The organism is Nocardioides sp. S5, from assembly GCF_017310035.1.
Taxonomy (GTDB): Bacteria; Actinomycetota; Actinomycetes; order Propionibacteriales; family Nocardioidaceae; genus Nocardioides.
The window spans coordinates 2,323,429-2,349,513 of sequence record NZ_CP022296.1; the positions used below are offsets into that span (position 1 = coordinate 2,323,429).

The following is a 26,085-nucleotide window of genomic DNA, read 5'->3' on the forward strand; positions in this document are numbered from 1 at the left end:
CTAGGCTTCCGGCCTGTGAGTGTCGGCGACGTGTCCAAGCGGATCCTGCTGGGTCGCAAGCTGCGCAGCAGCCAGCTGGGGGAGACCCTGCTGCCCAAGCGGATCGCGCTGCCCGTCTTCGCCAGCGACGCGTTGTCGTCGGTGGCCTACGCACCCGACGAGATCTTCATCATGCTGGCCGTGGCCGGCGCGTCCTCCTACGTCTGGTCGTGGAAGATCGGCCTCGCTGTCGCCGTCGTGATGCTCACGGTCATCGCGAGCTATCGCCAGACCGTCCACGCCTACCCCTCCGGCGGCGGCGACTACGAGGTGGCGTCGGTCAACCTCGGTCGCAACGCCGGCCTCACGGTGGCCAGCGCGCTGCTCGTCGACTACGTGCTGACCGTCGCGGTGTCGATCTCGTCGGCGTCGCAGTACGCCGCGGGCGCGATCCCGGCGCTGATCGGGCACGAGGCGACCGTCGGCGTGGTCGCCGTGGCACTGCTCTCGGCGATGAACCTGCGCGGTGTGCGTGAGTCGGGGTCCGTCTTCGCGTTGCCGACCTACCTCTTCATGGTGGCCATCCTCGGCATGTGCGCCTACGGCCTGCTCCGGCTGCTGTCGGGCGACCTCCCGCAGGCGGAGAGCGCCGGCCTCCTGATCGAGGCGCAGCCCGGCTGGGACGAGCCGTTGACCCAGATCGGCCTGATGTTCCTGCTGGCGCGCGCCTTCTCGTCCGGCTGTGCTGCGCTCACCGGCGTCGAGGCGATCAGCAACGGCGTACCCGCCTTCCGCAAGCCCAAGAGCCGCAACGCGGCCACCACCTTGCTCATGCTGGGCCTCATCGCCATCTCCATGATGATGAGCGTCATCGTCCTCGCCAACCAGATGGCCATCCGCTACGTCGACCCGCACGAGCTCGACCGGCTGCGGACGGCGTCGGGCGACGCGCTCCCGAGCGGCTACGAGCAGCACCCGGTGATCTCCCAGATCGCGGCCGGAGTCTTCGACCAGTTCCAGCCGGGCTTCTACTTCGTGGTCACCGTCACCGGCATCATCCTCGTGCTCGCCGCCAACACCGCCTTCAACGGCTTCCCGGTGCTCGGGTCGATCCTGGCCCAGGACGGGCTCGCGCCGCGCTCGCTCGGCTCGCGGGGCGACCGGCTGGCCTACAGCAACGGCATCGTCTTCCTCGCCGCCATGTCGATGCTGCTGATCTGGGTCTTCGACGCCGAGGTGACGAAGCTGATCCAGCTCTACATCGTCGGCGTCTTCGTCTCCTTCAACCTCAGCCAGCTCGGCATGATCCGCCACTGGACGCGCCACCTGAGGACCGAGACTGACCCGACGGCGCGCCGTCGGATGATGCGCTCGCGGGCGATCAACACCTTCGGCCTCGGCATGACCGCCGTCGTGCTGGTCATCGTCATCATCACGAAGTTCCTCGCCGGCGCCTGGATCGCCATCCTGGCGATGGGCTTCTTCTTCCTGGTCATGCGGGCGATCGGTCGCCACTACGACCGCGTGGAGCTCGAGCTCGCCGCCGACGAGCAGGACAAGGTGATGCCGACGCGCGTGCACGCGATCGTGCTTGCCTCCAAGCTGCACAAGCCCACGCTGCGGGCGCTGGCCTTCGCCCGCGCGACACGCCCCAACGTGCTCGAGGCGATCTACGTGAGCATCGACGCCAAGGCCACCAACCGGCTCCTCGAGGAGTGGGACGAGCGCCACCTCGACATCCCGCTCAAGGTGCTGCACTCGCCCTACCGCGAGGTGGTGCGCCCGATCGTGGAATACACGCAGGAGATCCGGCGGGCCAGCCCGCGCGGCGTGGTCGCGGTCTACATCCCGGAGTACGTCGTGGGGCGCTGGTGGGAGCAGCTGCTCCACAACCAGACCGCCCTGCGCCTCAAGGGCCGCCTGCTCTTCACCCCCGGAGTCATGGTCATCTCGGTGCCCTACCAGCTCCGCTCCTCGCTCGCGGCTCGCGAGCGCGAGGAACGCGACGAGGTACGCATCCACGCCGGTGACCTCCGCCGCGGCCGGGTGGCCTCCGATCGTCCCTCCGACATCCGGGACGACCGGTGAGCCGCGGCTCCTACCGCCCCCGCAAGCCCCGCGGGCGCTCGCGGGTGGGGGAGCGCTTCGAGGCCGAGGTCGGTCCGGTGGCCCACGGAGGCCACTGCGTCGCCCGGCTGCCGGAGCCCGACTCGCGGGTCGTCTTCGTGCGCCACGCGATCCCCGGGGAACGCGTGGTCGTCGAGATCACCGAGGGAACCGACGGTGACCGCTTCTGGCGCGGCGACGCCGTGTCGGTCCTCTCGCCCTCGCCCGACCGGGTCGAGGCGCCGTGCCCGTACGCCGGTCCCGGGCTGTGCGGCGGCTGCGACTTCCAGCACGTCGCGGTGCCGGCCCAGCGCGACCTGAAGACCGCCGTGGTCCGCGAGCAGCTCGTGCGCCTGGGCCGTCTCGACGCGTCGTCTCCGCTCGTCACCGACCTCCGGGTGGAGTCCGTGCCGGTGCCGGGTCGCCCCGACGACGGCTTGCGGTGGCGCACCCGCCAGCGCTACGCCGCGCTCCCCGACGGTCGCCCGGCGATGCGCGCGCACCGCTCCCACGAGCTCGTCGCGATCGACGACTGCCTCATCGCCGCCGAGGGCGCGCGTCCGGGTGACGCCGTGGAGGTCCCTGGGGGGGCGGAGGGATCTGTGCCCGGGCTCGTCCACCACGAGGTGAGCGCCGCCGGGCGGTCCCATTCGTTCACCGCCGCTGCCGACGGCTTCTGGCAGGTCCATCCCGAGGCGCCCCGCGTGCTCGTCGAGGCAGTGCTCGACCTGCTCGCGCCGCAGTCGGGGGAGCGGGCGCTCGACCTCTACTCCGGTGTCGGTCTCTTCGCGCGCTTCGTCGGCGAGGCGACCGGAGCCCGCGTGGTGGCCGTCGAGGGTGACCGCGCTGCGTGCCAGCACGCGCGCGGAAACCTCTCCGCCCTGGAGGCCGCGGCGGTCGAGTGCGGCCCCACCGACAAGGTCCTGCGCGACGGCTTCGACGAGCCGTTCGACCTCGTCGTCCTCGACCCTCCCAGGGAGGGCGCCAAGCGGGCCGTGGTCGAGCAGGTCGTCGACCGCCGTCCCCGCGCGGTGGCGTACGTCGCGTGCGACCCCGCCGCGCTCGGGCGCGACGTGGCGATCTTCGCCGAGCACGGCTACGAGCTCACCGCGGTCCGGGCCTTCGACCTGTTCCCGATGACGCACCACGTCGAGTGCGTGGCCCTGCTGGAGCCGCGCCGCCGCTGAGCCCGTACGGGTCCTTCGACCCTTGCCACATCGAGGTGCCGACGGCTCCACTGGGAGTGTCCGCACGTCGTCGGGGAGGGCATGATGAGAGCCGTCGAGATCGCCGTGGCCTCGCTGGCCTTGGCGGCAGGTGCGCTGGTCGCACCCGCTGCCGGTACCGCTGCCGACGGCTGGGAGGCGGCCGTACCGCTCACCCGCAGCGGCGCCGACGTCTGGGACCTCGAGCTGAGCCTGGTCGAGGGCAGCGGCATGGCCACCTGGGTGCACTGGACGGACGATCGCACCCGGCTGCTGGTCGCGCGACAGCGACGTGACGGCAGCTGGTCACGCCCGGGCGTGCTCCCGGGCACCGGGCAGGTCGTCGAGGCGGAGGTCGCCGCGGACGCGCGCGGGCGGGTTCGGCTGGCGTGGACGGTGGGCCGGCGGGTGCTGACCGCGAGGTTGCGGACCGACGGCTCCACCAGTCGACCCGTCGTCCTGCACCGCACTCCCGGTGGACCGCTGGGGACGCGTCCGGCCTACCTGCGGCTCGCCGTCAACGCCACCGGCGCCACGGTCGTGGCCTGGGAGACCATGGACGACGACGAGGCCCCGCCGTACGCCGAACCGGTCGCGCAGGTGGTCGCTCGTGACGCGGGCGGACCCTGGAGCCCCGCGCTGACCCTGTCCTCCGAGGGGGTGCCCGGGATCCGGCCCGAGGTCGTCGTCGCCCGCTCCGGACGGATGACCGCGGCGTGGGGCGAGCGCGACGGTCGCGCGTGGTCCGTGCGCGCCGCCTCGCGACCCGCCGGCGAGGACTGGGGGACCGGCGAGCGGTTGAGCGCCGAGGGCGAGCGCGCCGGCGTGCCGCACCTGGCGGGACTCCCGTCCGGCCGGGTGGCGGTGGCCTACGCGTTCCGTTCGGAGGAGGCGCAGGGCATCGCCGTGCGCCACGGTTCGTCCGGGCCACGCTGGTCGTCCCCTGCGCGGATCAGGGGAGCGCGGATCGCGAGCTGGGTCGACGTCGGGCTGGGCCGCACGGACGCGGTCGTCGCCTACACCGACCGCCGTGACGCCGCCTGGGCCGCATCGGTCTCGCGCTCGGGCCTGGTGACGCGCACGCGGCTGCTCCCCGAGGTGTCGGTCTACTACGGCATGCAGGTGGTGGCCAACCCGTCCGGAGAGGCGGTGGCGGTCTGGGACTCGGTCATGGGGGACGACCACCCGATCGAGGCGGCCGTCCGCCGCCGGGACGGGACCTGGGGCCGTGTCGCGCGGCTGTCCGCCGGAGGCGTCGACGGCTTCCTCGGTGCGCCTGTGATCGCGCCGGACGGTGGTGCGCTCGTGCTGTGGAACGCCGGCGACGAGACCGACCCGGACTCCTCCCGGGTCTGGGTGCGCAGCTTCGCCCCGCGGGCGCGCTGAGCCCTCACCCGGCCGCGTCGTACGCCTCGCCGAGCCAGTCGCGCACCTCGGCGTCCACCTCGCAGGGGGTCCTGAGCTCGAGGTGGTGCATCCAGGCACGGGCGGAGGGGTGGACGACCTCCTTCCACCGCGGGCTCGCGACCTCGCGCGGGAGGGCGATCGACAGCACGGCGGGGACGTCGCTGGCGACGTACTGCCCGGGACGCCACAGGTAGGCGAACCCGGTGCGTCGGCGGAAGGCGACCTGGCTGCGGGAGACCCGCACGTCGTGGGGTCCGAGGGCGCTGACCACCCGCGAGACCTCGGCGGCCACGGCCGAGCCGTCGGGACGCCCGGCGAAGAACTGGACGGCAGGGTTCTCGGTGACCACGGGTCCAGCCTGATCCTGACGACGCGCCACGTCGAGTGCGGCAGACCTCCGGGCAGGACAGTGACCCCGAACTGGAGTCGGGCGGGCGCGTCCGAGTCTGGCAGGGTGGCGCCATGGCCAGGTACGCCGTCAACGACGCCGCTGTCACCCACGCCCGCAGGCTCATCGACGGCAGGCAGTACGTCCTGGACAGCGACTGGGCCGAGGTCCAGCCGAGGGCCGAGGCGGAGAACGCCTACCTCGAACGCCACTCGTGGGACGACTACGCCGCCTGGCACCTCGGCCTGACCGAGGGCACCAACGAGCACACCAAGGCTCGGTACGCGTTCGTCTACGGGGACCTGCGGCGGGTCCACCGCAGCGGGCTGATCGCGTGTGTCTACCGGGCCTCGGAGTGGCGGCACAAGGCGGTCGAGCTGGCTGCCCACGACCTGCTGCAACGCCTCGACGAGGTGGCCCGCACCGACTGACCCGCCGCTCGGCTCACGATCGGACGGCGTGCGACATCGCAGCCAGCGCCGACTCCTCGTCGGTCGCGTCCACGACCGTCCACCCGTGGACCGTTGCCAGGTCGAGCAGCTGCTGGCGCCCCTCGAGGACCAGCGGGTCGCCGCCGCGCTCCTCGATGATGCGGGAGACGACCGTGTTCACGGGCGTGACGGCACGCGAGTGCAACCGGGGGAGCAGGACCTCCGGCTCGACCGTGAGCACCACACCGACGTACGCCGCTCCGGCCTCGGCAGCGGCCGCCTCGAACCTCTCCACCTGGGCAGGCGTGACGATGAGCTGGGGGAGGACCACGTCCCGACCGGTGCGGAGGTAGGCCGTCATCATCGCCAGTGCGGTCTGGCGGACGGCCTCACCGGTGCCGACGAAGTCGGACTCCCAGCCCGACACCCATGACCGCAGCTCGTCGATGTCGCACAGCAGCGTCCCGGGGTGGCGGTCGGCCCAGGCGCGCGCGAGGGTGGACTTGCCGACCCCGGAGGGTCCGTTGAGGTGGAGGAGCGTGGGCACGGGCAGAGGCTAGACCGGCTGTGATATCTTGACGTCAAGATATTGCGACGTCAGAACTAAGGGTCGCCTTCCTTCCCGCACCTCAGGGTGCGACGGCAAGATGGACGCAGACCCGCGAACTCCCGAGGAGATGTGGCTGATGGCCAGTCAGGACAGCTTCGGTGCCAAGAGCACCCTGGACGTGGACGGACAGTCCTACGAGATCTACCGCCTCGACGCGGTGAAGGGTGAGGGTCTCGACGTCGAGAGCCTGCCCTTCTCGCTCAAGGTGCTGCTGGAGAACCTGCTCCGCACCGAGGACGGCGCCGACATCACCGCCGACCACATCAAGGCGATCGCCGGCTGGGACGCCAGCGCCGCGCCCGACCAGGAGATCCAGTTCACGCCGGCGCGCGTGATCATGCAGGACTTCACCGGCGTGCCCTGCGTCGTCGACCTCGCCACCATGCGCGAGGCGATGGCCGAGCTCGGTGGCGACGCCACGAAGATCAACCCGCTCGCCCCGGCCGAGATGGTCATCGACCACTCCGTCATCGCCGACGTCTTCGGCACGCCGCAGGCGTTCGAGCGCAACGTCGAGATCGAGTACGAGCGCAACCGTGAGCGCTACCAGTTCCTGCGCTGGGGCCAGGGTGCCTTCGACGACTTCAAGGTCGTCCCGCCCGGCACCGGCATCGTGCACCAGGTCAACATCGAGCACCTCGCCCGCGTGGTCATGGTGCGCGACGGCGTCGCCTACCCCGACACCTGCGTCGGCACCGACTCCCACACCACGATGGTCAACGGCATCGGCGTGGTCGGCTGGGGCGTCGGCGGCATCGAGGCCGAGGCCGCGATGCTCGGCCAGCCGGTCTCCATGCTCATCCCGCGCGTGGTCGGCTTCAAGCTGTCCGGCGAGCTGCCCGCCGGCTCGACCGCCACCGACCTGGTGCTCACCATCACCGAGATGCTCCGCGAGCACGGTGTGGTCGGCAAGTTCGTCGAGTTCTACGGCGAGGGCGTCTCCGCGCTGCCGCTCGCCAACCGCGCCACGATCGGCAACATGAGCCCGGAGTTCGGCTCGACGATCGCCGTCTTCCCGATCGACGACCAGACGATCGACTACCTCCGCCTCACCGGCCGCACCGACGAGCAGCTCGCGCTCGTCGAGGCGTACGCCAAGGAGCAGGGGCTGTGGCACGACCCGGCCGCCGAGCCCCGCTACAGCGAGCGGCTCGAGCTCGACGTCTCCACCGTGGTGCCGTCGCTCGCCGGCCCGAAGCGCCCGCAGGACCGCGTCGAGGTCTCGGCGGCGAAGGACTCCTTCCGCGCCGCGCTGGCCGACTACGTCGACGAGGGCGAGACCGCCCCGCAGGACACCGGTCCGGACGACGCCGCCGAGGCGACCGGCTACGACGAGGCGGTCGAGGAGTCCTTCCCGGCCTCCGACTCGCCGAGCCACGAGGGCGGCAACGGCAAGCCCGCACACGTGCACGCGCCGCACGACGCCGGTCGACCCACGAAGAAGACGAAGGTCTCGCTCGACGGCCAGGAGGTCGAGATCGACCACGGCGCCGTCGTGATCGCCGCGATCACCTCGTGCACCAACACCTCCAACCCGAGCGTGATGATCGGCGCCGCGCTGCTGGCCAAGAAGGCCGTCGAGAAGGGCCTGACCCGCAAGCCGTGGGTCAAGACCTCGCTCGCGCCGGGCTCCAAGGTCGTCTCGGACTACTACGACCGCTCCGGGCTCACGCCGTACCTCGACAAGCTCGGCTTCAACCTCGTCGGCTACGGCTGCACGACCTGCATCGGCAACTCCGGCCCCCTCATCCCCGAGGTGTCCGCAGCCGTCAACGAGGCCGACCTCGCGGTCGTATCGGTGCTGTCGGGCAACCGCAACTTCGAGGGTCGGATCAACCCCGACGTGAAGATGAACTACCTCGCGTCCCCGCCGCTCGTCGTGGCCTATGCCCTCGCCGGCTCGATGGACGTCGACCTGTTCGGCGACCCGCTGGGCCAGGACCAGGACGGCAACGACGTGTTCCTCGAGGACATCTGGCCGAGCCCGCAGGAGATCGAGGAGACGATCGCCAGCGCGATCACCTCCGACATGTTCGGCGAGTCCTACGCCGACGTCTTCAAGGGCGACGAGCGCTGGCAGTCGCTCCCCACCCCGGAGGGCAACACCTTCGAGTGGGACGAGGACTCGACCTACGTCCGCCGTCCTCCTTACTTCGACGGCATGCCGGACGAGCCGGAGGCGGTCACCGACATCGTCGGGGCCCGCGTGCTGCTCAAGCTGGGTGACTCGGTCACGACCGACCACATCAGCCCGGCCGGTGCGATCAAGAAGGACAGCCCCGCGGGTCACTACCTCGCCGAGCACGGCGTCGAGCAGCGTGACTTCAACTCCTACGGCTCGCGTCGCGGCAACCACGAGGTCATGATCCGCGGCACGTTCGCCAACATCCGCCTGCGCAACCAGCTGGCGCCCGGCACCGAGGGCGGTGTGACCAAGGACTTCACGAAGGACGGCGAGGTCACCAGTGTCTACGAGGCGAGCGCGAGCTACCAGGAGGCCGGCACGCCGCTGGTCGTGCTGGCGGGCAAGGAGTACGGCTCGGGCTCGTCGCGCGACTGGGCGGCCAAGGGCACGGCCCTGCTGGGCGTCAAGGCCGTCATCGCCGAGTCCTACGAGCGCATCCACCGCTCGAACCTCATCGGGATGGGCGTCATCCCGCTGCAGTTCCCCGCGGGCAAGACGGCCGACGACCTCGGCCTCACCGGTGCCGAGATCATCTCGATCTCCGGCATCACCGAGCTCAACGACGGCACCACGCCGAAGACCGTCACCGTCAAGGTCGAGCCGGCTCCCGGCACCGACCAGGCGCACGGCGAGACCAGCGAGTTCGAGGCGACGGTCCGGATCGACACCCCCGGCGAGGCGAACTACTACCGCAACGGCGGGATCATGCAGTACGTCCTGCGGAACCTGCTCAAGGGCTGACCCCTTGCGCGAGTTCCTCACGAGGGCACAGGCGGCCGTCGACCCCACCACCACCGGTGGGGACGGCGGTCGCCTGCCGCTCGGTCCGATGGCCGACTGGGAGGTCTTCCCGTTCGAGCGCGAGGGCCTGCGGCCGCGCCCGCTCGTCGACTACGCCGACCCCGAGCCCGACCGTCGCAAGGCGCCGGAGGACTGCAAGACGTGCACAGCGCTCGGCCGTGACGACCTGGTGCTGCACATGGGGGAACGGCTCGCCGTGATCCGCCCGGGCGGCACCTCCCTGCCGTTCGTCGCCAACGTGGTGTCCCGCACCCACGAGGTGCTCGACGAACTCGACGACGACGGGCACGTCGAGCTCGGCCGCCTCCTCGGCCGCACGTACGCCGCCCTCCGCGCGCTCGAGGGGGTCGGCAGCGTGCACATCAACAAGTGGGAGAACGGCGCCGGCCACCTGTCGGTGACCCTGCTGGCCCGCCCCCTCGGCGTGCTCCAGCTCCGGGGGTCCAACCTGCCGGTCTGGGCCGACATGCTCCCCCCGACTCCTCTCGAGGAGCTCGCCGCGCGGGCCGAGGTGGTCCGCGCCGCACTGGCCTGATCTCTTCCTCGACGGTCGCAGCCCGGGTATCTGGGGACGATTTGGTGGGTCGATTGGCTGATTCGCTAGCCAGAACGTCCCCAGATGCCCGGAAAGTTCCGGGACGCGACCCCTCCGGACCGCGTCCTCGTGGCGTGCAGTCGTGTGAGGCTGACCGTCCATCCGAGGAGCACCCATGTCCGCACCGCCCACCGACGTCGTCGACAGGCTCCAACGACTCGCGGCGGGTGCGCCCGGCGGAGGTGTCGACCCCGACCGTCTGTGGACGCGCGGGCGACGCCGGCAGCGTGTGCGGGCCGGCGCTGTCGCGGCCGTGCTCGTGGTCGTCGGTCTCATCGGGGCCACGACGACCCCGCTGCTGGTGGAGCGCGCTCAGCAGGTCGAGCCTGCGCGCACCGACGAACGAATGGTGCTCCCGGACGTGCTCCGGCAGCCGGGAGGCTGGGAGCCGGCCTTCCCAGGCAACCCGGGACGACTCTCGGCGGTGGGCAGCGGGGTCAGGGAAGGACTCTGGGGGTCCCGCAACGGCTGGTGGGGGGTCTCGGCGTCGACGGGGGAGTCGCGCTTCCTCGAGCTGCCCGGCGCAGCGGACGTGTTCGACGTCCCGGCGCTCTCGGCGGACGGGTGGCGGCTGGCGTACTGGGTGACCGGGGAGGTGCCCGGGGATCCCCTGACAATGGGTGGACCGTCCGACGAGGACGCGGCTCCGGCGGTCGGTGTGGCGGTGCTTGACCTGCGCATCGGCTCCCGGGACGTGTGGACCGTCGAGTCGGACCACGGGCTGGCGACGAGCGGCCTGGCCTGGGCGGGCGACGTGCTGTGGTGGACGGCAGGGCCCATCTCGCCCGCCGGCGAAACCGGGGTGAGAGCGTCGGGCGTCGTCGCCCGCACCTGGGACGTGTCGACGGGCGAGCGCGACGACTCCCCGAGCGGCGCGCAGGGGGTGAGCGGGAACTCGACGGGCGACGCGCCCGGGGGCTTCGTCGAGCAGCGTGGCGCGCGACGGGTCGTCCTGGTGTCGGGGAAGGACTCGAGGACGCGTCGCCTGCAGCTCCCGGCAGGCACTCCCGCGTCGGCCGGAGTCATGGACCTCGCCGTCAGCACCGACGGGAAGCGACTGGCGACGCTGCTCCAACCCGTCTACGGAACGTTCGACGATGCCCAGCTGTCCCTGCTCGTCGGTCCGATCGGAGGCGGTGTGATCCCGCTGGCGCCGGTGGATGGGATCGACGCCCAGAGCGTCGCGGGGTGGCGGTCGTCGAGCAAGGTCGTCCTGGCCTCTCTCGCCGACGTGGAGGAGGGCCGTCCGCGGCGAGCGCTGCGCGCCTCGACGGTCGACGTCACGACGGGCGAGCGCACCGACCTTCTGGAGTTCTCCGGCAACACCCCGCAGGTCGCAGCCGAGGCGTGGGCAGCCGAGGTCGTGCCCGCCCCCGACGCACCGTTCGCGCCCGACCCTCGCGTGGTGGGGCTGGCGCTCCTCGTCGGCTCGTTCGTGGCGTGGCGTCTTGTCGTACGGGTCAGGAGGCGACGTGGCGACGCCTGAGGGCTTCAGCGAGTTCGTCCTCGCCCGACAGGCGGCGCTGCTGCGGACGGCGTACCTCCTGACCGGGCACGCCCAGGACGCCGAGGACCTCGTGCAGGTGGCGCTGGTCAAGGTCGTCCCTCAGTGGCGGCGGATCAGCGACAACCCGGAGCCCTACGTCCGCCGGGTGATGGTCAACGAGAACATCTCGCGCTGGCGCCGCAGGCGCTGGCGCGAGCACACCACCGACGAGCTGCCCGAGGTGTTGGCGCAGGACCCGGACCACGCCGAGCTGCTGGCCGTACGCGATGCGCTGGCCGCCCTCGCGCCCCGCCAGCGGGCCGTGCTGGTGCTGCGCTACTACGAGGGGCTCTCCGAGGCGGAGATCGCCTCGGCGCTCGGGATCGCGCCGGGGACGGTGAAGTCGCAGGCCCGCGACGGGATCGCACGGTTGAGGCAGGCGCTGCCCGCGGGCGACGACGCCGAGGCGCTGGGCGTACGTCGGTAGCCTGACGCCGTGAGCGACCCCGACACCTCGTACGACGTGCCGCCGCCCGCGACAGAGGTGGTCACGTCCGGTCCGAGCCGCCTGCCGCTCGTGCTCGCCAGCGTCGCCGCCGCCCTGGTGATGGGCGCGGCCCTCGCCGCACCCCTCGTCGACCGGGCGATCCGCGGGGACGAGGCGGACCAGCGGGCGATGGACCTCAGCGCGGTCGAGACCTTCGTCATCGACGACCGCGCCCACACCAGCGGCGACGTGACCTACTCCCAGACGCCTCCGGCCGGGGGAGCCCACGCCCCCATCTGGCTGGCGTGCGGCGTCTACGACGAGCCGGTGCGTGACGAGAACGCCGTCCACGACCTCGAGCACGGCACGGTCTGGATCACCCACGACCCGGAGCTGCCGCAGTCCGACCTCGACGCGCTCGCCGCACAGCTTCCCGACAACGGCATCATGTCGCCGCACGAGGACCTGCCGTCCGCGGTGGTCGTCACGGTCTGGGAGGCCCAGCTCGCGCTCGACGGCGCCGACGACGAGCGGCTCGGGCTCTTCCTCGAGGAGTACGGCGACGGGCACACCGCGCCGGAGTTCGGTGCGAGCTGCCAGGGCGGTACGCCCGACCCGCAGGGGGCGCTGCCCGGCCAGGGTGCCAACGCCTGATCCCCAGCCCTCGGTGGTCGAGTAGGTCGCGAGCGCCAGCGAGCGGGCGTGTCGAGACCGATCTTCGGTAGCTGGGTCTCGATACAGGGAGGATGGGTTACCCGGTCGGGGTCTGACCTATCTCGATACTGGCGCTGCTTGGTGTGGCTGCCTTGAAGTGCGACGTGTCGGCCCCGGCAGGGCTTGTCTGTTCTGGTGGCCAGGCCGGGCGGGCGTGACCTCATAGGACCCTGAAGAAGTTCCCGTCGCTGTACTGTCCGCCCGACCTGGAAGGTCATCTTTCACACGATGGTGAAGGAGACATTTCCAGCATGAGTGATGTGTCTGTTGAAGAACAAGTTCTTGATGGGGCCGGCGTGGTGGTGGGTGTTGACACCCACCAACTGGTCCATGTCGCGGCCGTGATCGACGCTCGTTTCGGCCGGCTGGCAGATCGTGAGTTCCCCGCGACCAGGGCTGGCTTTGGCGAACTGGTGTCGTGGGCCGCGACCTACGGTCCGGTCCTCGCGGTCGGAGTGGAGTCGACCGGTTCCTACGGTGCGGGGCTGACCCGCCACCTGCTCACTCACGGGGCGGGTGCGTTCGAGGTGTTCGAGGTCAACCGGCCGGAAAGGGCCACCCGGGTCAGACACGGCAAGTCCGACCCGCTCGACGCCTACTCGGCAGCCGAGCAGGTCCTGGCCGGGCGCGCGAGCGGTCGGCCGAAGGTCAAGACCGGGATCGTGGAGGCGATCCGCGTGATCAAGGTCCCCCGCGATGCGGCGGTCAAGAACCGCACCGCCGCGTACAGCCAGCTGCGTGACCTGATCACCGCTGCATCCGGGCGCCTTCACGACGACCTGATCGGGCTGAGCGGGAAGAAGCGGGTAGCCAAAGTCCTGGCCATGCGCCCCGACCCGAGCCGGGTCGCTGATCCCGACCACGCGGTGCGCCATGCACTACGAGCGCTGGCGCGACGCATCGCCTACCTCGACGGCGAGATCGCTGAGGCCGACAAGCACCTGGCGACCCTCGTGCAACAGGCCTGCCCGTCCTTGCTTGCCATGGCCCAGGTCGGAGTCCAGACCGCCGCCCAGTTGGCGATCAGCACTGGCGAGAACATCGACCGGATGCGGTCCGAAGCCAGCTTCGCCAAGCTCGTCGGGGTTGCTCCGCTTCCCGCCTCTTCCGGCAAGACCCGCCGCCACCGACTCAATCCCGGGGGCGACCGCCAAGCCAACTCCGCGCTCTACATGATCACCGTCGGACGGATGGGCCGCCACGAGGAAACCCGCGCCTACGTCGAGCGACGGCGCGCCGAAGGACTATCCACCCCCGAGATCATCCGCTGCCTCAAACGCCACCTCGCCCGCAGCGTCTACAGAGCCCTCCGAACAGACCTCATGACCACTTGACGCGGCATAGGACCGTCGCCTCGCTCGTACCTCGCTCGGCAACTCGACCAGCGAAGGAGAAGACTCGGAAGCTCGACCGGGGGACGCCGCTGCACGGCGATGTCCTAGCGTGGCCCGCATGCTCGTCGCCTTCTCCATCTCACCCGTCGCCCAGGACCCCAGCGGGTCGGTCACCGAGGCGGTCGCCGCCGCCGTACGCGTCGTTCGCGAGTCGGGCCTGCCCCACGAGACCAACGCGATGTTCACCACCATCGAGGGGGAGTGGGACGAGGTGATGGCCGTGGTCAAGCGGGCCGTCGACGTCGTCGCCGAGGTCTCCCCCCGCGTCGGCCTGGTGCTCAAGGCCGACATCCGCCCCGGCTACGACGGGCAGCTCACCGCCAAGGTCGAGCGGATCGAGGAGGTGCTGCGCGATGGAGAGTGAGGTCCGGACCTACCGCACCGGAGGTGACGAGGTGGTGCTCGACCTGACCCGCGACGCCGCGGACTTCGTGGCCGGTCGGGGCGACGGGCTGCTCCAGGTCTTCGTCCCGCACGCGACCGCGGGCATCGCGATCATCGAGACCGGGGCCGGCTCCGACGACGACCTGCTGTCCGCGCTGCAGGACCTGCTGCCGGCCGACGACCGCTGGCGTCACCGCCACGGCTCGCCCGGCCACGGCCGCTCCCACGTGATGCCGGCGATCGTGCCGCCGCACTGCACCGTTCCGGTGCTCGACGGGGTGCTCGCCCTCGGCACGTGGCAGAGCATCTGCCTGGTCGACCTCAACGTCGACAACGCCGAGCGCGAGGTGCGCTGGTCGTTCCTGGAGGGGTGACCGGCCCGCCCTATCCATTGTCGCGCGCCGATGGCGTCGGAGCCCAGGACGGTCGAACAGGCGTTCGATAGAGTAAGGACATGTTCCCCGCTCCGCAGCCCCGCCAGCGGCCCACGCCGCCACCGGGCCACCGCGGGGTGGCCCCGCCGGGCTGGCCGCGGCAGGTGCGACCACCGGACGCTCCCGACTGGGAGGCGACCGCGGCGAGCTGGCTGCTCGACCTGTGCCCGCCGGACTACCGCCGCTTCCCGGGCCTGCGGCGCCACGTCGTCGTCCTGGCCCGCTTCGCGGTGCTCCACGTCGAGGCGCAGCAGCTCGCCACGAGTCGCGGGCTGAGCGAGATCCGCGGCGACCTCAAGGACGTGGCCGACGAGGCCGTCGTCCTCGCGGCCGTGCAGACCTTCCAGCTCGAGGACGCCCGGCTCCAGGGCGTACGCCGCGAGGTCGGCCTGGTCGAGGACGCGCTGCGCGGGCGTCGCTACCGGGCGCGGATGTGAGGGCTGGCTAGGGTCGCACGATGCATCGCTTCGGGGCTGTCGCCGTCATCGACCCGCGCGGTCGCCTGTTGGTGCAGGAGCGGGGGGACGACGCGCTCCACGAGCCGGGCCGCTGGGGTTATCCCGGTGGTGACCTCGAGCCCGGCGAGGACTTCCGCGCCGCCACGGTTCGCGAGCTCCGGGAGGAGACCGGGCTGGTCGTCGCCCCGGAGCGCCTCGACTCCCTCGGCGTGCGGCGCTTCCGCAGCGAGGGGTGCGGCGGGGACGACGAGTTCGAGCTCTTCGCCGTCCGGATGGCGGTCGGCGACGACGACGTGGTGTGCGGCGAGGGACGGCAGATGGTGTTCGTCGACCCGCACGACCTCGCGGGACGTCCACTCCACCGCGCCCTCGAGCTCACGCTCGACGAGGTCCTGGCGTGGCGGGCGACGGCGGTCCGCACCGACTTCGTCCAGGTGACCCTGGTCGACCCGCGCGGGCGCGTGCTGATGCAGGAGCGCGACGAGCACGCGCCGGTCTGGCCGGACATGTGGTGCTTCCCTGGTGGCGGCCTCGAGGAGGGCGAGGAGCCCGTCGACGGTGCCGTCCGTGAGCTGGCGGAGGAGACGGGCGTGGTGCTCGCTCCCGAGGACCTGACCGACCTGGGTCGCTTCGAGCTGGTCACCGAGGACCGCGGCACCTTCTGGTTCCACGCCTTCGCCGCGCGTACGACGCTGAGCGACCGCGACGTGGAGTGCCACGAGGGTCGTCAGATGGTGTTCGTCGACCCTGATCCACTGCCGGACGTGGACCTCGTCCCGTCCACGGCCATGGTCGCGCCGGTGCTGGCCACCTGGGCCGAGGCGCACCCCTTCGTCCCGGCCGCGGAGCAGCACCGCTTCGCCGGCGTGATCCTGGTCGACCGGCGCGGCTGGATCCTGCTCCAGGAGCGTGACGAGCACCCGCGCATCGACCCGGAGAAGTGGGGCCTGGCCGGCGGTCATCTCGACCCGGGCGAGGACTTCGAGCCCGCCGCCTTCCGCGAGCTGGAGGAGGAGACCGGCGTACGCCTGGAGCCCGGCGCGCTCGAGCTCCTCGGCGAGTTCGTCGTCGACCACCGCGAGGCCTACGGCACCTGGGACCGGATGCAGGTCTTCGTCGCCGCGACCGACCTCACCGACGCCGACATCGACTGCCGCGAGGGACGCCAGATCGTCTTCGTCGACCCCGAGGTCGCGCGCGGGCTCGACCTCACCTCCGCCGCCACCGACATCGTCCCGGCCTTCCTCGACAGCGCTCTCTACGCCACGATGGCGCCATGACCCCGCAACCGGTCCTCACCGTCCACCCCGTCCCGTCGATGGGTGCCGAGGACGTGGTCGTCGCACCCGACGGCACCGTCTGGACCGGCACCGAGGACGGAGCGATCTGGGCGCTCGCCCCCGCGACGGGCGCTGTGCGGCGCGTCGCGGACACCGGAGGACGCCCGCTGGGCCTCGAGCTCCTGGGCAACGACCACCTCCTCGTCTGCGACGCCGAGCGCGGCGTGCTCCGCGTCTCGCGGTCGACCGGAGAGGTGGAGCTGCTGCTCGACCGGGTCGACGGCAGGCCGATGAGGTTCTGCAACAACGCGGCCGTGGCGAGCGACGGCACCGTCTGGTTCAGCGACTCGTCCCTGCACTACGGCGTCGCGCAGTGGAAGGACGACTTCGTCCAGGACACCGCCACCGGCCGCCTCCTGCGGCTCGACCCCGACGGCACCCTCACCGTGGTGCTCGAGGGCCTGCGGTTCGCCAACGGGGTTGCGCTGGCGGCCGACGAGTCCTTCGTCGCGGTCGCCGAGTGCCGCGGGCGCACCGTCGTACGCCTTTGGCTGACCGGCCCGCGCGCGGGGGAGCGCGACCACCTGGTCACCGACCTGCCCGGCTACCCCGACAACATCAGCCGCGGCAGCGACGGCCTCATCTGGGTGGCCGTGGCCAGCCCGGTCGACCCGCTCGTCGAGCGCCTCGGCTCGGCGCCGATGGTGCTGCGCAAGGCGGTCACGCGGATCCCGGCGGCGCTCCAGCCGAAGCCGAAGCAGACGATCCGGGTCCAGGCCTACGACGACGACGGCCGCCTCGTGCACGACCTCGACCTCCGGCCACCCGCCAGCGGGCCCGGCTACCACATGGTCACGGGGGTGCGGGAGCACGACGGGAAGGTGTGGGTGGGGAGCCTGCACGAGCCGTCGGTGGCGGTCCTCGACCTGCCATGAAATAGACTCAGGCCCCATGGCACTCCTCGACTCGATCGGCTCCCCGCGCGACCTCCGTGGACTCTCGTCGGAGCAGCTCGACGAGCTCGCCGCGGAGATCCGCGACGTGATGATCCGCACGGTCGCGACCAACTCCGGACACCTCGGCCCGAACCTCGGCGTGGTCGAGCTGACGCTCGCGATCCACCGCGTCTTCGAGTCCCCGCACGACCGCGTGGTCTTCGACACCGGCCACCAGTCCTACGTGCACAAGCTCGTCACCGGCCGCTACGCCGACTTCTCCACGCTCCGCAAGGAGGGCGGCGTGAGCGGCTACCCGAGCCAGGCCGAGTCCGACCACGACATCGTGGAGAACTCCCACGCCTCCACCTCGCTGTCCTACGCCGACGGCCTCGCCAAGGCGTACGCCATCCGCGGCGACGACCGCCACGTGGTCGCCGTCATCGGTGACGGCGCCCTGACCGGCGGGATGGCGTGGGAGGCGCTCAACAACATCGCCATCGCCCGGTCGAGCCGCCTCGTGATCGTGGTCAACGACAACGAGCGCTCCTACACCCCGACCATCGGCGGCCTCGCGACCGCCCTGACCTCGCTGCGAACGAACCCGCGCTACGAGCAGGTCCTGGACCTGGTCAAGAAGCGCCTCAACCAGGTGCCGGGGGTCGGCCATGCGGCCTACGACGCGCTCCACGCGGTGAAGAAGGGCATGAAGGACGCCCTGGCACCGCAGGGTCTCTTCGAGGACCTGGGCCTGAAGTACGTCGGGCCGGTCGACGGGCACGACCGGGTCGCGATGGAGCACGCGCTGGCCCAGGCGAAGCGCTTCGGCGGGCCGGTCATCGTGCACGCGCTGACCCGCAAGGGCCAGGGCTACGACCCCGCGCTGCGCCACGAGGCCGACCAGTTCCACGCCCCCGGACCCTTCGACGTCCAGACGGGCGCGGAGAAGCCGAAGGGCAAGATCTGGACCGACCACTTCTCCGAGGCGGTCGTCGAGCTCGGCGAGCGCCGCGAGGACGTCGTGGCCATCACCGCCGCGATGATGCACCCGGTCGGGCTCGACGCCTTCGCCCGGAAGTTCCCCGAGCGCACCTTCGACGTCGGCATCGCCGAGCAGCACGCCGTCACCTCCGCCGCAGGCCTGGCCATGGGCGGGCTGCACCCGGTGTTCGCCGTCTACGCGACCTTCCTCAACCGCGCCTTCGACCAGGTCCTGATGGACGTGGCGCTGCACCGGTGCGGGGTGACCTTCGTGCTCGACCGGTCCGGCGTCACCGGAGACGACGGCGCCAGCCACAACGGCATGTGGGACATGTCGATCCTCCAGGTCGTGCCGGGCCTGCGCCTGGCCGCGCCGCGTGACGTGGCCCGGCTCCACGAGCTGCTCGACGAGGCGGTGGAGGTCGACGACGCACCGACCGTGCTCCGGTTCCCGAAGGGACCGCCGCCGGCGGACGTGCCCGCCATCGACCGCGCCGGCGGCGCCGACGTGCTGGTGCGCGAGGGCGAGCAGGACGTCCTGATCGTGGCCGTCGGGTCGATGGCCACCACGGCCGTCGAGGTCGCGTCACGCCTGACGGCCCAGGGCATCGGCGTGACCGTGGTCGACCCGCGCTGGGTCAAGCCTGTCGACCCGGCGATCATCGAGCTCTCCCGGGAGCACCGCCTCGTGGTCAGCGTCGAGGACAACGGACGCGTCGGCGGCTGCGGCGCGGTGCTGCTGCAGACGCTCAACGACGCCGGCGTGCGCACGCCCTTCCGCCTCCACGGCATCCCGCAGGAGTTCCTCGACCACGCCAAGCGCGACGTGATCCTCGCCCGCATCGGCCTCGACGCGCAGACGATCGCTCGCACGATCGTCGAGGACGTCACCGCGCTGGAGCAGGGCCTCACGCTGGTCGAGGTCGAGCACCCCGCCTGACCCGTCCGCCGCCGGCGAGGGCGGCGTACGCCGTCAGAGGTCGCGGTTGACCTGCCCCGGCTCCTCGCCGGTGTAGCGGTTGATGTTCCAGATCGCGAGCGCCAGGCCTCCCCAGAGGACGAGCATCGCGACCAGCATCATGACGATGGCCGAGGTGGACATCAGTTGCTCCTCTCGTCCTGCTGGGCCTTGATCTCGGGATCGCCCAGGAAGGTGCGGTCGCGCCAGGGGAGCCGGGCGGCCAGGAAACCGATCAGGATCACGGCCACGGCCAGGCCCCAGCCCAGTGTGGTGAGCATCCACGTCGGGTAGCCCTCGTAGGGCTCGCGGAAGTTGTCGATGAGCTCGTTGACGAGGATGAAGGTCAGCGCCGCCGGGGCGACGACCCCGATCAGCAGTTCCCACCAGCGCCCGATCTGCACCGAGCCGTCGCGGTTGAGGTGCTCGCGCAGCAGGCCCGTCTTCCGGAAGGCCCACGACAGCGCCAGCATGCTCACCACCGCGACCAGCAGGATGCCGAAGCGGTTGATGAAGTGGTCGATGATGTCGAGGACGTAGACGCCGGTGGTGGTGCCGAGCAGCACGATGCTGATCAGGGCGGCCGGGACGCCGACGGCCATCGAGGCGCCCACCCGCGACATCTCGAACTTGTCGCGCACCGCGGAGATGACGACCTCGATGACGCTGACCAGGGAGGTGACCCCCGCCACGACGAGCGAGCCGAAGAACAGCACCCCGATCAGCGCTCCTGCCGGCGCCTCGCTGATGATCGCGGGGAAGGCGATGAACGCCAGGCCGAGGCCGTCGGTCGCCACCTCGTCGACCGGCACCCCGGCGGCCGTGGCCATGAAGCCCAGCGCCGCGAAGACGCCGATGCCGGCGAGCAGCTCGAAGCCGGAGTTGGCGAAGCCGACGACCAGCCCGGATCCGGTCATGTCGCTGCGCCGACCGACGTAGGAGGCGTAGGTGATCATGATGCCGAAGCCGACCGACAGCGAGAAGAAGATCTGCCCGTAGGCAGCGATCCACACGCTGGTCTCGCCCAGGGCGCTCCAGTTGGGCGTGAAGAGCGCGTCGAGGCCGGCGGAGGCGCCGTCCAGGGTCAGGGCGACCACCACGAGCGCGATGAACGCGATGAAGAGCACGGGGATGAACACGACCGAGGCGGCGCCGATGCCCTTCTGGACGCCGAGGGCCATGATCGCGAGCACGGCCACCCAGACGAGCACCAGCGGGATGGTCACGCCGCTGACGAAGTCGAGCCCGATGCCCGGGTCGCCGGCCTGCAGGTAGGTGCCGAAGAGGAAGCCCTCGGGGTCGTCGCCCCAGGCCTTGTCGAAGGAGAAGAACGCGTAGCGCGCCGCCCACGCGATGACGGCGGCGTAGTAGACCGCGATGACGAAGCAGATCCCCACCTGCCACCAGCCCAGCCCCTCGGCCGCCCGGTGGACCCGACGGAAGGCCAGCGGGGCAGAGCCGCGGTAGCGGTGGCCGAGGCCGTAGTCGAGCAGCAGGAACGGCAGGCCCGCGGTCAGCAGCGCGACGAGGTAGGGGATCAGGAACGCCCCGCCACCGTTCTCGTAGGCGACGTAGGGGAAACGCCAGATGTTGCCGAGACCGACGGCGGATCCGATGGCGGCGAGGATGAAGACCTTCCGCGAGCTGAACGCCCCGCGGTGCTCCTCGGAGTGTTCGACGACCTGGCTCATGGTGCCTCCTGGCAGACGACGACGTCGGAGGGGCCAGCATGTCAGAGACCTGCCGGGTTCCGCGTCGCCGCCCACGCCGGTCACCCCCCGAAGTGGAGTCCCGCCGGCAGCTGGAAGCCCGGCTCGAGCGGCTCGCCCTCGTCGCACGCCCCCGTGGACACGACGCACCTCACGAGGAACGTCTCTTCGGAGTCCTCGCCGAACGAGAACGCGAGGACGGCCACCGCGTCGCCGTCCAGCCACTGGAAGGGCAACGCCCAGTCGTAGCCCGTCGCCAGCGGCACCCGCTCGCCGGTCGAGGTGTCGAGGAGGATGCCCTCGTCGTTGCTCTCCGCGACCACGTGGGCGCCACCGGGTGAGAGGTTGGCGAAGCTGTCCGTGGTCAGGGTGAGGTCGCGTCCGGGGCCCTCGACCCGCGCCCTGCGTCCCGGCAGGGCGCGCAGCAGCGTGCCGTCCTCGGCGTCGATGACGATGCCCTCGCCGGAGGGGTCGAGGACCTCGATCTCCCCGGTGCGGATGTCCCAGGCCAGCACGCCGTCGCCGCCGACGGCGTAGACGATGTCACCGTCCAGCGCCGTGATGCGGACGTCACCCGCGCCCGGGACGTCCTGCGTGGTCGTCTCGCCGGCGGTCGTGTCGAGAAGCACCAGTCGTCGGTCCGGGTCGACCCACGCCACGCGTGCGCCGTCGGCGACGAGCTCGGCGTCGTCGGGGTCCGGTTTCGCCGCCGTGCCCACCTCCTCGAGCACGCCGTCGGTCCAGAGCAGGACCCGGCGCTCGTCGTCGGTGAGGGCGATGGCGTCGCCGACCCACACCCAGGCGCGTACGTCGACTCCCAGGTCGACGTCGGGTGCGCCGGCACGCCGGAGCGTGCTGCCGGTGGTCCAGGACAGGGGCACGGGCGCTGCCGCGGTGCCGTCGGCCACGAGGTCCCGCGCGGCGCCGTCGCCGTCGCCGGTGAGGGACGGGACGGCGATGACGCCGATGGCGACCGATGCCGCGACGCCGCCCACGAGCGCCGTACGCCGACGCCGTACGCGCCGGTCCCCGTCGCGGGTGATGCGGGCCAGGTCGAGGTCGGGGGCGTCGAGGTGGTCGGCGCGGTCGTGCATGAGGTCGGTCAGGAGCCCGGTCATCGGGACACCTCCAGCAGGTGCAGGGGCAGGCCGGCGTCGTCGGCGCGCTCGCCCAGGTGGTCACGGAGCTTGCGGAGCCCGGCGTGCACCTGGCTCGTGACGGTGCCGGGGGCGCAGCCGAGGAGCTCGGCGGTGCGGGCCTCCGAGAGGTCCTCATAGAAGCGGAGCACGATCGCGGCCCGCTGCCGCGGTGGCAGCGACTGCAGCGCCTCCCAGAGGAGCTCGCGGGTGGTGAGGTCCTCGACGTGGTCGGCGCGGTGCTGCTCGGGCACCACGTCAGTCGGGCGCTCGCCCCAGCTGCGCCGGCGGTACCACGTGATGGCGGTCGTCGTGATCGCCTTGCGGGTGTAGGCCTCGGCGTTCGCGGGGTCGCGCAGCCGCGGCCAGGCGACGTACGTCTTGGTCAGCGCCTCCTGCAACAGGTCCTGGGCCAGCTGGCGTTCGCCGACCATCAGGTACGCCGTGCGGTGCAGCGCCGCGGACCGCGCAGCCACGAACTCGGCGAAGGCCGCCGGGTCGCGTCGGGTCATCGGGTGCTCCTCGTGGATGGGAGTGGGTCACCCCTACCGACGATCCCACCATGCGTTCTGGTTCGTCGGGCGTGCGAAACGCCCCGTCGAGCGGTGAGTGAGACAGGTTCTGGAGGCTGCGAACCTGCGTCACTCACCGCTCAGGCGGGATCAGTGGAACCGCTTGCCGGTCGCCTTCTCCGAGATGCCCTTCACGTCCAGCATGAAGGTCAGCCCGCCGTTCCAGAAGGAGAACCCGGCGCCGGTGATCATGGCCAGGTCGATGTCCTGCGGCGCGGCGACGACACCCTCGTCGAGCATCAGGCGGGCCTCCGCGGCGAGGCCGGCCAGCGTCTGGTCGCGGACCTCCTCGGCGGTGAGGACCACCGGCGAGGCCGGCTTCTCCAGCATGGCCTCGACCTCGGGGTCGAGGTTGCCGTCGGGGCCGTAGTAGGCGGACTTCCGCGCCTCGACGATCCGCTCCAGGGCGGGGGAGACGTAGAAGCGGTCGGGGAACGCGCCCTTCAGTGTCTCGTTGTTGTGCAGCGCGATGGCCGGGCCGACCAGCGACAGCAGCACGAACGGCGGCATCGGCGCGATGCCGGCGAAGGCGTTGTCGGCCACGGAGACCGGGGTGCCCTTGTCGACGATGCGGCCGACCTCGCTCATGAAGCGCCCCAGCAGGCGGTTCACGATGAAGGACGGGCTGTCCTTGACCAGGATCGAGGTCTTCTTCAGCGCCTTGCCGGTGGCGAACGCCGTGGCGAGCGCCGCGTCGTCGGTGGCGTCGCCCTTGACGATCTCCAGCAGCGGCATCACCGCGACGGGGTTGAAGAAGTGGAAGCCGACGACCCGCTCGGGGTGCTCGAGGTCGGCGGCCATCTCGGTGATCGACAGCGACGAGGTGTTGGTGGCCAGCACGCACTCGGCGCTGACGACCTTCTCGACGTCGGCGAAGACGGTCTTCTTGACCGACATCTCCTCGAAGACGGCCTCGATGACGAAGTCGGCGTCGCCGAAGGCGACCTGCTTGTCGGTCTCGCCGGACACCAGCGCCTTGTGGCGGTTGGCCTTGTCCTGGTTGATCCGGCCCTTGGCGAGCAGCTTGTCGATCTCGGCGTGGACGTAGGCCACGCCCTTGTCGGCACGCTCCTGGTCGAGGTCGGTCAGCACGACCGGCACCTCGAGGCGGCGTACGAAGAGCAGCGCGAGCTGGCTGGCCATCAGGCCGGCGCCCACGATGCCGACCTTGGTCACCGGGCGGGCCAGCGACTTGTCGGGGGCACCGGCAGGACGCTTCGCCCGCTTCTGCACCAGGTCGAACGAGTACAGCGAGGCCAGCAGCTCGGCCGTCTGGGACATCGCCTCGAGGGCGTCGTCCTCGGCGGCGAAGCCGGCGTCGCGGTCCGAGTCACGCGCCGCGGCGATCAGCTCGACCGCCTTCGCGGCGGCCGGTGAGGCGCCACCGGTCTTGGCCGCGACGAGGCCCTCGGCGCGCTTGATCGCGGCGTCCCAGGCGTCCCCGCGGTCGACCTCGGGGCGCTCGACGACGGTCTCGCCGCGCAGCACCGACGCCGCCCAGAGCAGCGACTGCTCGAGGAAGTCGGCACCGCCGAAGACGGCGTCGGCCAGGCCGAAGTCGTAGGCCGCCTGCCCGCCGAGCGTCTTGCCCTGGTTGAGCGGGTTCTCGAGGATCAGCGTGACGGCCTTGTCGGCGCCGACGAGGTTCGGCACGAGCCACGCGCCGCCCCAGCCGGGCACGAGGCCGAGCATGACCTCGGGCAGGCCCAGCGCGGGCGCGGAGTCCATGACGGTGCGGTAGGTGCAGTGCAGCGCCACCTCGAGGCCCCCGCCGAGGGCGAGGCCGTTGATGAGGCCGAACGACGGCTTGCCGCCCTCGCCGAGCTTGCGGAAGACCGCGTGACCGAGCTCGGCCACGGTGCGTACGGCGTCGGGGCCGCCGCCCTGGATCGAGGTGAGGTCGGCGCCCGCCGCGAGGATGAACGGCTTGCCGGTCACCGCGATGGCGTCGATGGAGTCGTCGGCGAGCGCCGCGTCGATCGCCGTGTTGAGCGCGAGCAGCGAGCCCGGGCCGAACGTGTTGGGCTTGGTGTGGTCCTCGCCGTTGTCGAGGGTGATCAGGCCGATCGTCGCCCCGGGGAGCGAGACGGTGCGCAGGTGCGCCTGCGTCACGCGCTCGGCGTCGGACACGATCGCCTGCGCGCGCTCGAAGATGCTGGAGTCGGGGATGGTGCTCACTTGCTGTCTCCCTCGTTCGTCGAGCCCCGCCAGTGGGGGTTCTCCCAAATGACCGTGCCGCCCATGCCGATGCCGATGCACATGGTGGTGAGGCCGTAGCGGACCTCGGGGCGCTCCTCGAACTGGCGCGCGAGCTGGTTCATCAGGCGTACGCCGGACGAGGCCAGCGGGTGGCCCATCGCGATCGCGCCGCCGTAGGGGTTCACCCGGGTGTCGTCGTCGGCGATGCCGAAGTGCTCGAGGAAGGCCAGCACCTGCACGGCGAAGGCCTCATTGACCTCGAAGGCCTCGATGTCGTCGATGGTGAGGCCGGCGAGCCTCAGCGCCTTCTCCGTGGCCGGGATCGGGCCGGCACCCATCACCTCGGGCTCGACGCCCACGAAGGAGTAGGTCACCAGGCGCATCTTGACGGGCAGGCCGAGCTCGCGCGCGGTCTCCTCGTCGGCGAGCAGCGCGGCGGTGGCACCGTCGTTGATGCCGGCGGCGTTGCCGGCGGTGACGTTGCCGTGCGAGCGGAACGGCGTCTTGAGGCCCGCGAGGGACTCCAGCGTCGTCTCCGGGCGCATCGGCTCGTCGGTGGTCGCCAGGCCCCAGCCGGCCTCGGCCGAGCGGGTCGCGACCGGCACGAGGTCGGGCTGGATCTTGCCGGCGTCGTAGGCGGCCTGCGTCTTCTGCTGGCTGCGGACGGCGTACTCGTCCACGCGCTGCTTGGTGATCGTGGGGTAGCGGTCGTGGAGGTTCTCCGCGGTCTTGCCCATCACGAGGGCGTCGGGGTTGACGATCCGCTCGGACAGGATGCGCGGGTTGGGGTCGACGCCCTCCCCCATGGGGTGGCGTCCCATGTGCTCGACACCGCCGGCGATGGCGACGTCGTAGGCGCCGAAGGCGATGCCGGACGCGGTGTTGGTCACCGCGGTCATCGCGCCGGCGCACATGCGGTCGATGGAGTAGCCGGGGACGCTCTGGGGCAGTCCGGCGAGGAGGGCGGCGGTGCGGCCGATGGTCAGGCCCTGGTCGCCGATCTGGGTGGTGGCGGCGACCGCGACCTCGTCGACCCGCTCGGGCGGGAGGGAGGGGTTGCGGCGCATCAGCTCACGGATGCACTTGATGACGAGGTCGTCGGCACGCGTCTCGGCGTACTGGCCCTTGGCCTTGCCGAACGGGGTGCGTACGCCGTCGACGAAGACGACCTCACGCTGTGGACGGGACACTGGCTACTCCCAGGTGGAGGGGGACAGGGCGTGGTCAGGTTACCCCTGAGTAACAACGCCT

The 26,085-nt window shown here is 71.5% G+C and carries 24 protein-coding genes; 16 read left to right on the plus strand and 8 right to left on the minus strand.

What is annotated here, in order from left to right; all coding sequences use genetic code 11:
• Positions 1 to 15 precede the first annotated feature (15 nt).
• From CFI00_RS11480 to CFI00_RS11490, 3 genes are all read left to right on the plus strand, one after another.
• Entirely contained in the window at positions 16 to 2,067 is a 2,052-nt protein-coding gene (locus tag CFI00_RS11480) for an APC family permease (RefSeq protein WP_207085254.1), read from the plus strand.
• A complete protein-coding gene (locus CFI00_RS11485; RefSeq protein ID WP_207085255.1) occupies positions 2,064 to 3,272 on the plus strand; it encodes a TRAM domain-containing protein in 1,209 nt (402 codons plus the stop codon). The genes CFI00_RS11480 and CFI00_RS11485 overlap by 4 nt, the downstream gene beginning before the upstream one ends.
• A gap of 84 nt (positions 3,273 to 3,356) precedes the next feature.
• Positions 3,357 to 4,676 carry a hypothetical protein gene (locus CFI00_RS11490; protein WP_207085256.1) on the plus strand — a complete coding sequence of 440 codons (1,320 nt, stop codon included), beginning with the start codon at positions 3,357 to 3,359 and terminating at the stop codon, positions 4,674 to 4,676.
• Between the two features lie 4 nt (positions 4,677 to 4,680).
• On the opposite strand, the gene CFI00_RS11495 is transcribed toward CFI00_RS11490, so the two are convergent.
• Positions 4,681 to 5,046 carry a DUF5655 domain-containing protein gene (locus tag CFI00_RS11495; RefSeq protein WP_207085257.1) on the minus strand — a complete coding sequence of 122 codons (366 nt, stop codon included), beginning with the start codon at positions 5,044 to 5,046 and terminating at the stop codon, positions 4,681 to 4,683.
• A gap of 113 nt (positions 5,047 to 5,159) precedes the next feature.
• Between CFI00_RS11495 and CFI00_RS11500 the strand changes: the two genes are divergently transcribed.
• On the plus strand, positions 5,160 to 5,516 hold the full coding sequence (locus CFI00_RS11500) for a hypothetical protein (RefSeq protein ID WP_207085258.1): 357 nt from the start codon (positions 5,160 to 5,162) through the stop codon (positions 5,514 to 5,516).
• 13 nt (positions 5,517 to 5,529) lie between these two features.
• Here CFI00_RS11500 and CFI00_RS11505 read toward each other — a convergent pair whose 3' ends face one another.
• A complete protein-coding gene (locus CFI00_RS11505) occupies positions 5,530 to 6,063 on the minus strand; it encodes an AAA family ATPase (RefSeq protein ID WP_207085259.1) in 534 nt (177 codons plus the stop codon).
• Positions 6,064 to 6,202: 139 nt separating this feature from the next.
• On the opposite strand from CFI00_RS11505, the gene CFI00_RS11510 reads away from it, so the two are divergent.
• The 12 genes from CFI00_RS11510 to dxs all read left to right on the plus strand — a co-directional run bounded on the left by CFI00_RS11510 (position 6,203) and on the right by dxs (position 19,200).
• On the plus strand, positions 6,203 to 9,052 hold the full coding sequence (locus CFI00_RS11510; RefSeq protein WP_207085260.1) for an aconitate hydratase: 2,850 nt from the start codon (positions 6,203 to 6,205) through the stop codon (positions 9,050 to 9,052).
• A gap of 4 nt (positions 9,053 to 9,056) precedes the next feature.
• Positions 9,057 to 9,647 (plus strand): hypothetical protein, encoded by a 591-nt coding sequence (locus CFI00_RS11515; protein ID WP_207085261.1) that lies wholly within the window; start codon positions 9,057 to 9,059, stop codon positions 9,645 to 9,647.
• Between the two features lie 175 nt (positions 9,648 to 9,822).
• Complete coding sequence (locus CFI00_RS23600) at positions 9,823 to 11,193, plus strand: hypothetical protein (protein ID WP_242532811.1); 1,371 nt, start codon at positions 9,823 to 9,825, stop codon at positions 11,191 to 11,193.
• A complete protein-coding gene (locus CFI00_RS23605) occupies positions 11,180 to 11,680 on the plus strand; it encodes a SigE family RNA polymerase sigma factor (protein ID WP_242532812.1) in 501 nt (166 codons plus the stop codon). Before CFI00_RS23600 ends, CFI00_RS23605 begins: the two co-directional genes overlap by 14 nt.
• A 9-nt stretch (positions 11,681 to 11,689) precedes the next feature.
• Complete coding sequence (locus CFI00_RS11525; protein ID WP_207085263.1) at positions 11,690 to 12,334, plus strand: DUF3105 domain-containing protein; 645 nt, start codon at positions 11,690 to 11,692, stop codon at positions 12,332 to 12,334.
• A gap of 311 nt (positions 12,335 to 12,645) precedes the next feature.
• Positions 12,646 to 13,728, plus strand: coding sequence for an IS110 family transposase (locus CFI00_RS11530; protein ID WP_207081523.1), 1,083 nt, complete (start codon positions 12,646 to 12,648; stop codon positions 13,726 to 13,728).
• Positions 13,729 to 13,846: 118 nt separating this feature from the next.
• Positions 13,847 to 14,152, plus strand: coding sequence for a thiamine-binding protein (locus CFI00_RS11535; protein WP_207085264.1), 306 nt, complete (start codon positions 13,847 to 13,849; stop codon positions 14,150 to 14,152).
• On the plus strand, positions 14,142 to 14,546 hold the full coding sequence (locus CFI00_RS11540; RefSeq protein WP_207085265.1) for a YjbQ family protein: 405 nt from the start codon (positions 14,142 to 14,144) through the stop codon (positions 14,544 to 14,546). The genes CFI00_RS11535 and CFI00_RS11540 overlap by 11 nt, the downstream gene beginning before the upstream one ends.
• Positions 14,547 to 14,626: 80 nt before the next feature.
• The gene (locus CFI00_RS11545; protein ID WP_207085266.1) at positions 14,627 to 15,043 is read left to right on the plus strand and encodes a hypothetical protein; all 417 of its coding nucleotides are present in this window, start codon (positions 14,627 to 14,629) and stop codon (positions 15,041 to 15,043) included.
• 20 nt (positions 15,044 to 15,063) lie between these two features.
• Entirely contained in the window at positions 15,064 to 16,344 is a 1,281-nt protein-coding gene (locus CFI00_RS23610) for an NUDIX domain-containing protein (RefSeq protein ID WP_242532815.1), read from the plus strand.
• Positions 16,341 to 17,279 (plus strand): SMP-30/gluconolactonase/LRE family protein, encoded by a 939-nt coding sequence (locus CFI00_RS11565; RefSeq protein WP_207085267.1) that lies wholly within the window; start codon positions 16,341 to 16,343, stop codon positions 17,277 to 17,279. The genes CFI00_RS23610 and CFI00_RS11565 overlap by 4 nt, the downstream gene beginning before the upstream one ends.
• Positions 17,280 to 17,295: 16 nt before the next feature.
• Entirely contained in the window at positions 17,296 to 19,200 is a 1,905-nt protein-coding gene (gene dxs, locus CFI00_RS11570; RefSeq protein WP_207085268.1) for a 1-deoxy-D-xylulose-5-phosphate synthase, read from the plus strand.
• Positions 19,201 to 19,233: 33 nt separating this feature from the next.
• On the opposite strand, the gene CFI00_RS11575 is transcribed toward dxs, so the two are convergent.
• The 6 genes from CFI00_RS11575 to CFI00_RS11600 form a co-directional block, all read right to left on the minus strand.
• Positions 19,234 to 19,362 carry a methionine/alanine import family NSS transporter small subunit gene (locus CFI00_RS11575; protein ID WP_207085269.1) on the minus strand — a complete coding sequence of 43 codons (129 nt, stop codon included), beginning with the start codon at positions 19,360 to 19,362 and terminating at the stop codon, positions 19,234 to 19,236.
• On the minus strand, positions 19,362 to 20,909 hold the full coding sequence (locus tag CFI00_RS11580) for a sodium-dependent transporter (protein WP_207085270.1): 1,548 nt from the start codon (positions 20,907 to 20,909) through the stop codon (positions 19,362 to 19,364). The genes CFI00_RS11575 and CFI00_RS11580 overlap by 1 nt, the downstream gene beginning before the upstream one ends.
• 80 nt (positions 20,910 to 20,989) lie before the next feature.
• Entirely contained in the window at positions 20,990 to 22,045 is a 1,056-nt protein-coding gene (locus CFI00_RS11585) for a hypothetical protein (RefSeq protein WP_207085271.1), read from the minus strand.
• Positions 22,042 to 22,575 carry a SigE family RNA polymerase sigma factor gene (locus tag CFI00_RS11590; protein ID WP_207085272.1) on the minus strand — a complete coding sequence of 178 codons (534 nt, stop codon included), beginning with the start codon at positions 22,573 to 22,575 and terminating at the stop codon, positions 22,042 to 22,044. The genes CFI00_RS11585 and CFI00_RS11590 overlap by 4 nt, the downstream gene beginning before the upstream one ends.
• A 150-nt stretch (positions 22,576 to 22,725) precedes the next feature.
• Positions 22,726 to 24,813, minus strand: a complete 2,088-nt coding sequence (locus tag CFI00_RS11595) for a 3-hydroxyacyl-CoA dehydrogenase NAD-binding domain-containing protein (RefSeq protein ID WP_242532817.1) — start codon at positions 24,811 to 24,813, stop codon at positions 22,726 to 22,728.
• The gene (locus CFI00_RS11600; RefSeq protein ID WP_207085273.1) at positions 24,810 to 26,024 is read right to left on the minus strand and encodes a thiolase family protein; all 1,215 of its coding nucleotides are present in this window, start codon (positions 26,022 to 26,024) and stop codon (positions 24,810 to 24,812) included. Before CFI00_RS11600 ends, CFI00_RS11595 begins: the two co-directional genes overlap by 4 nt.
• Between the last annotated feature and the right edge of the window lie 61 nt (positions 26,025 to 26,085).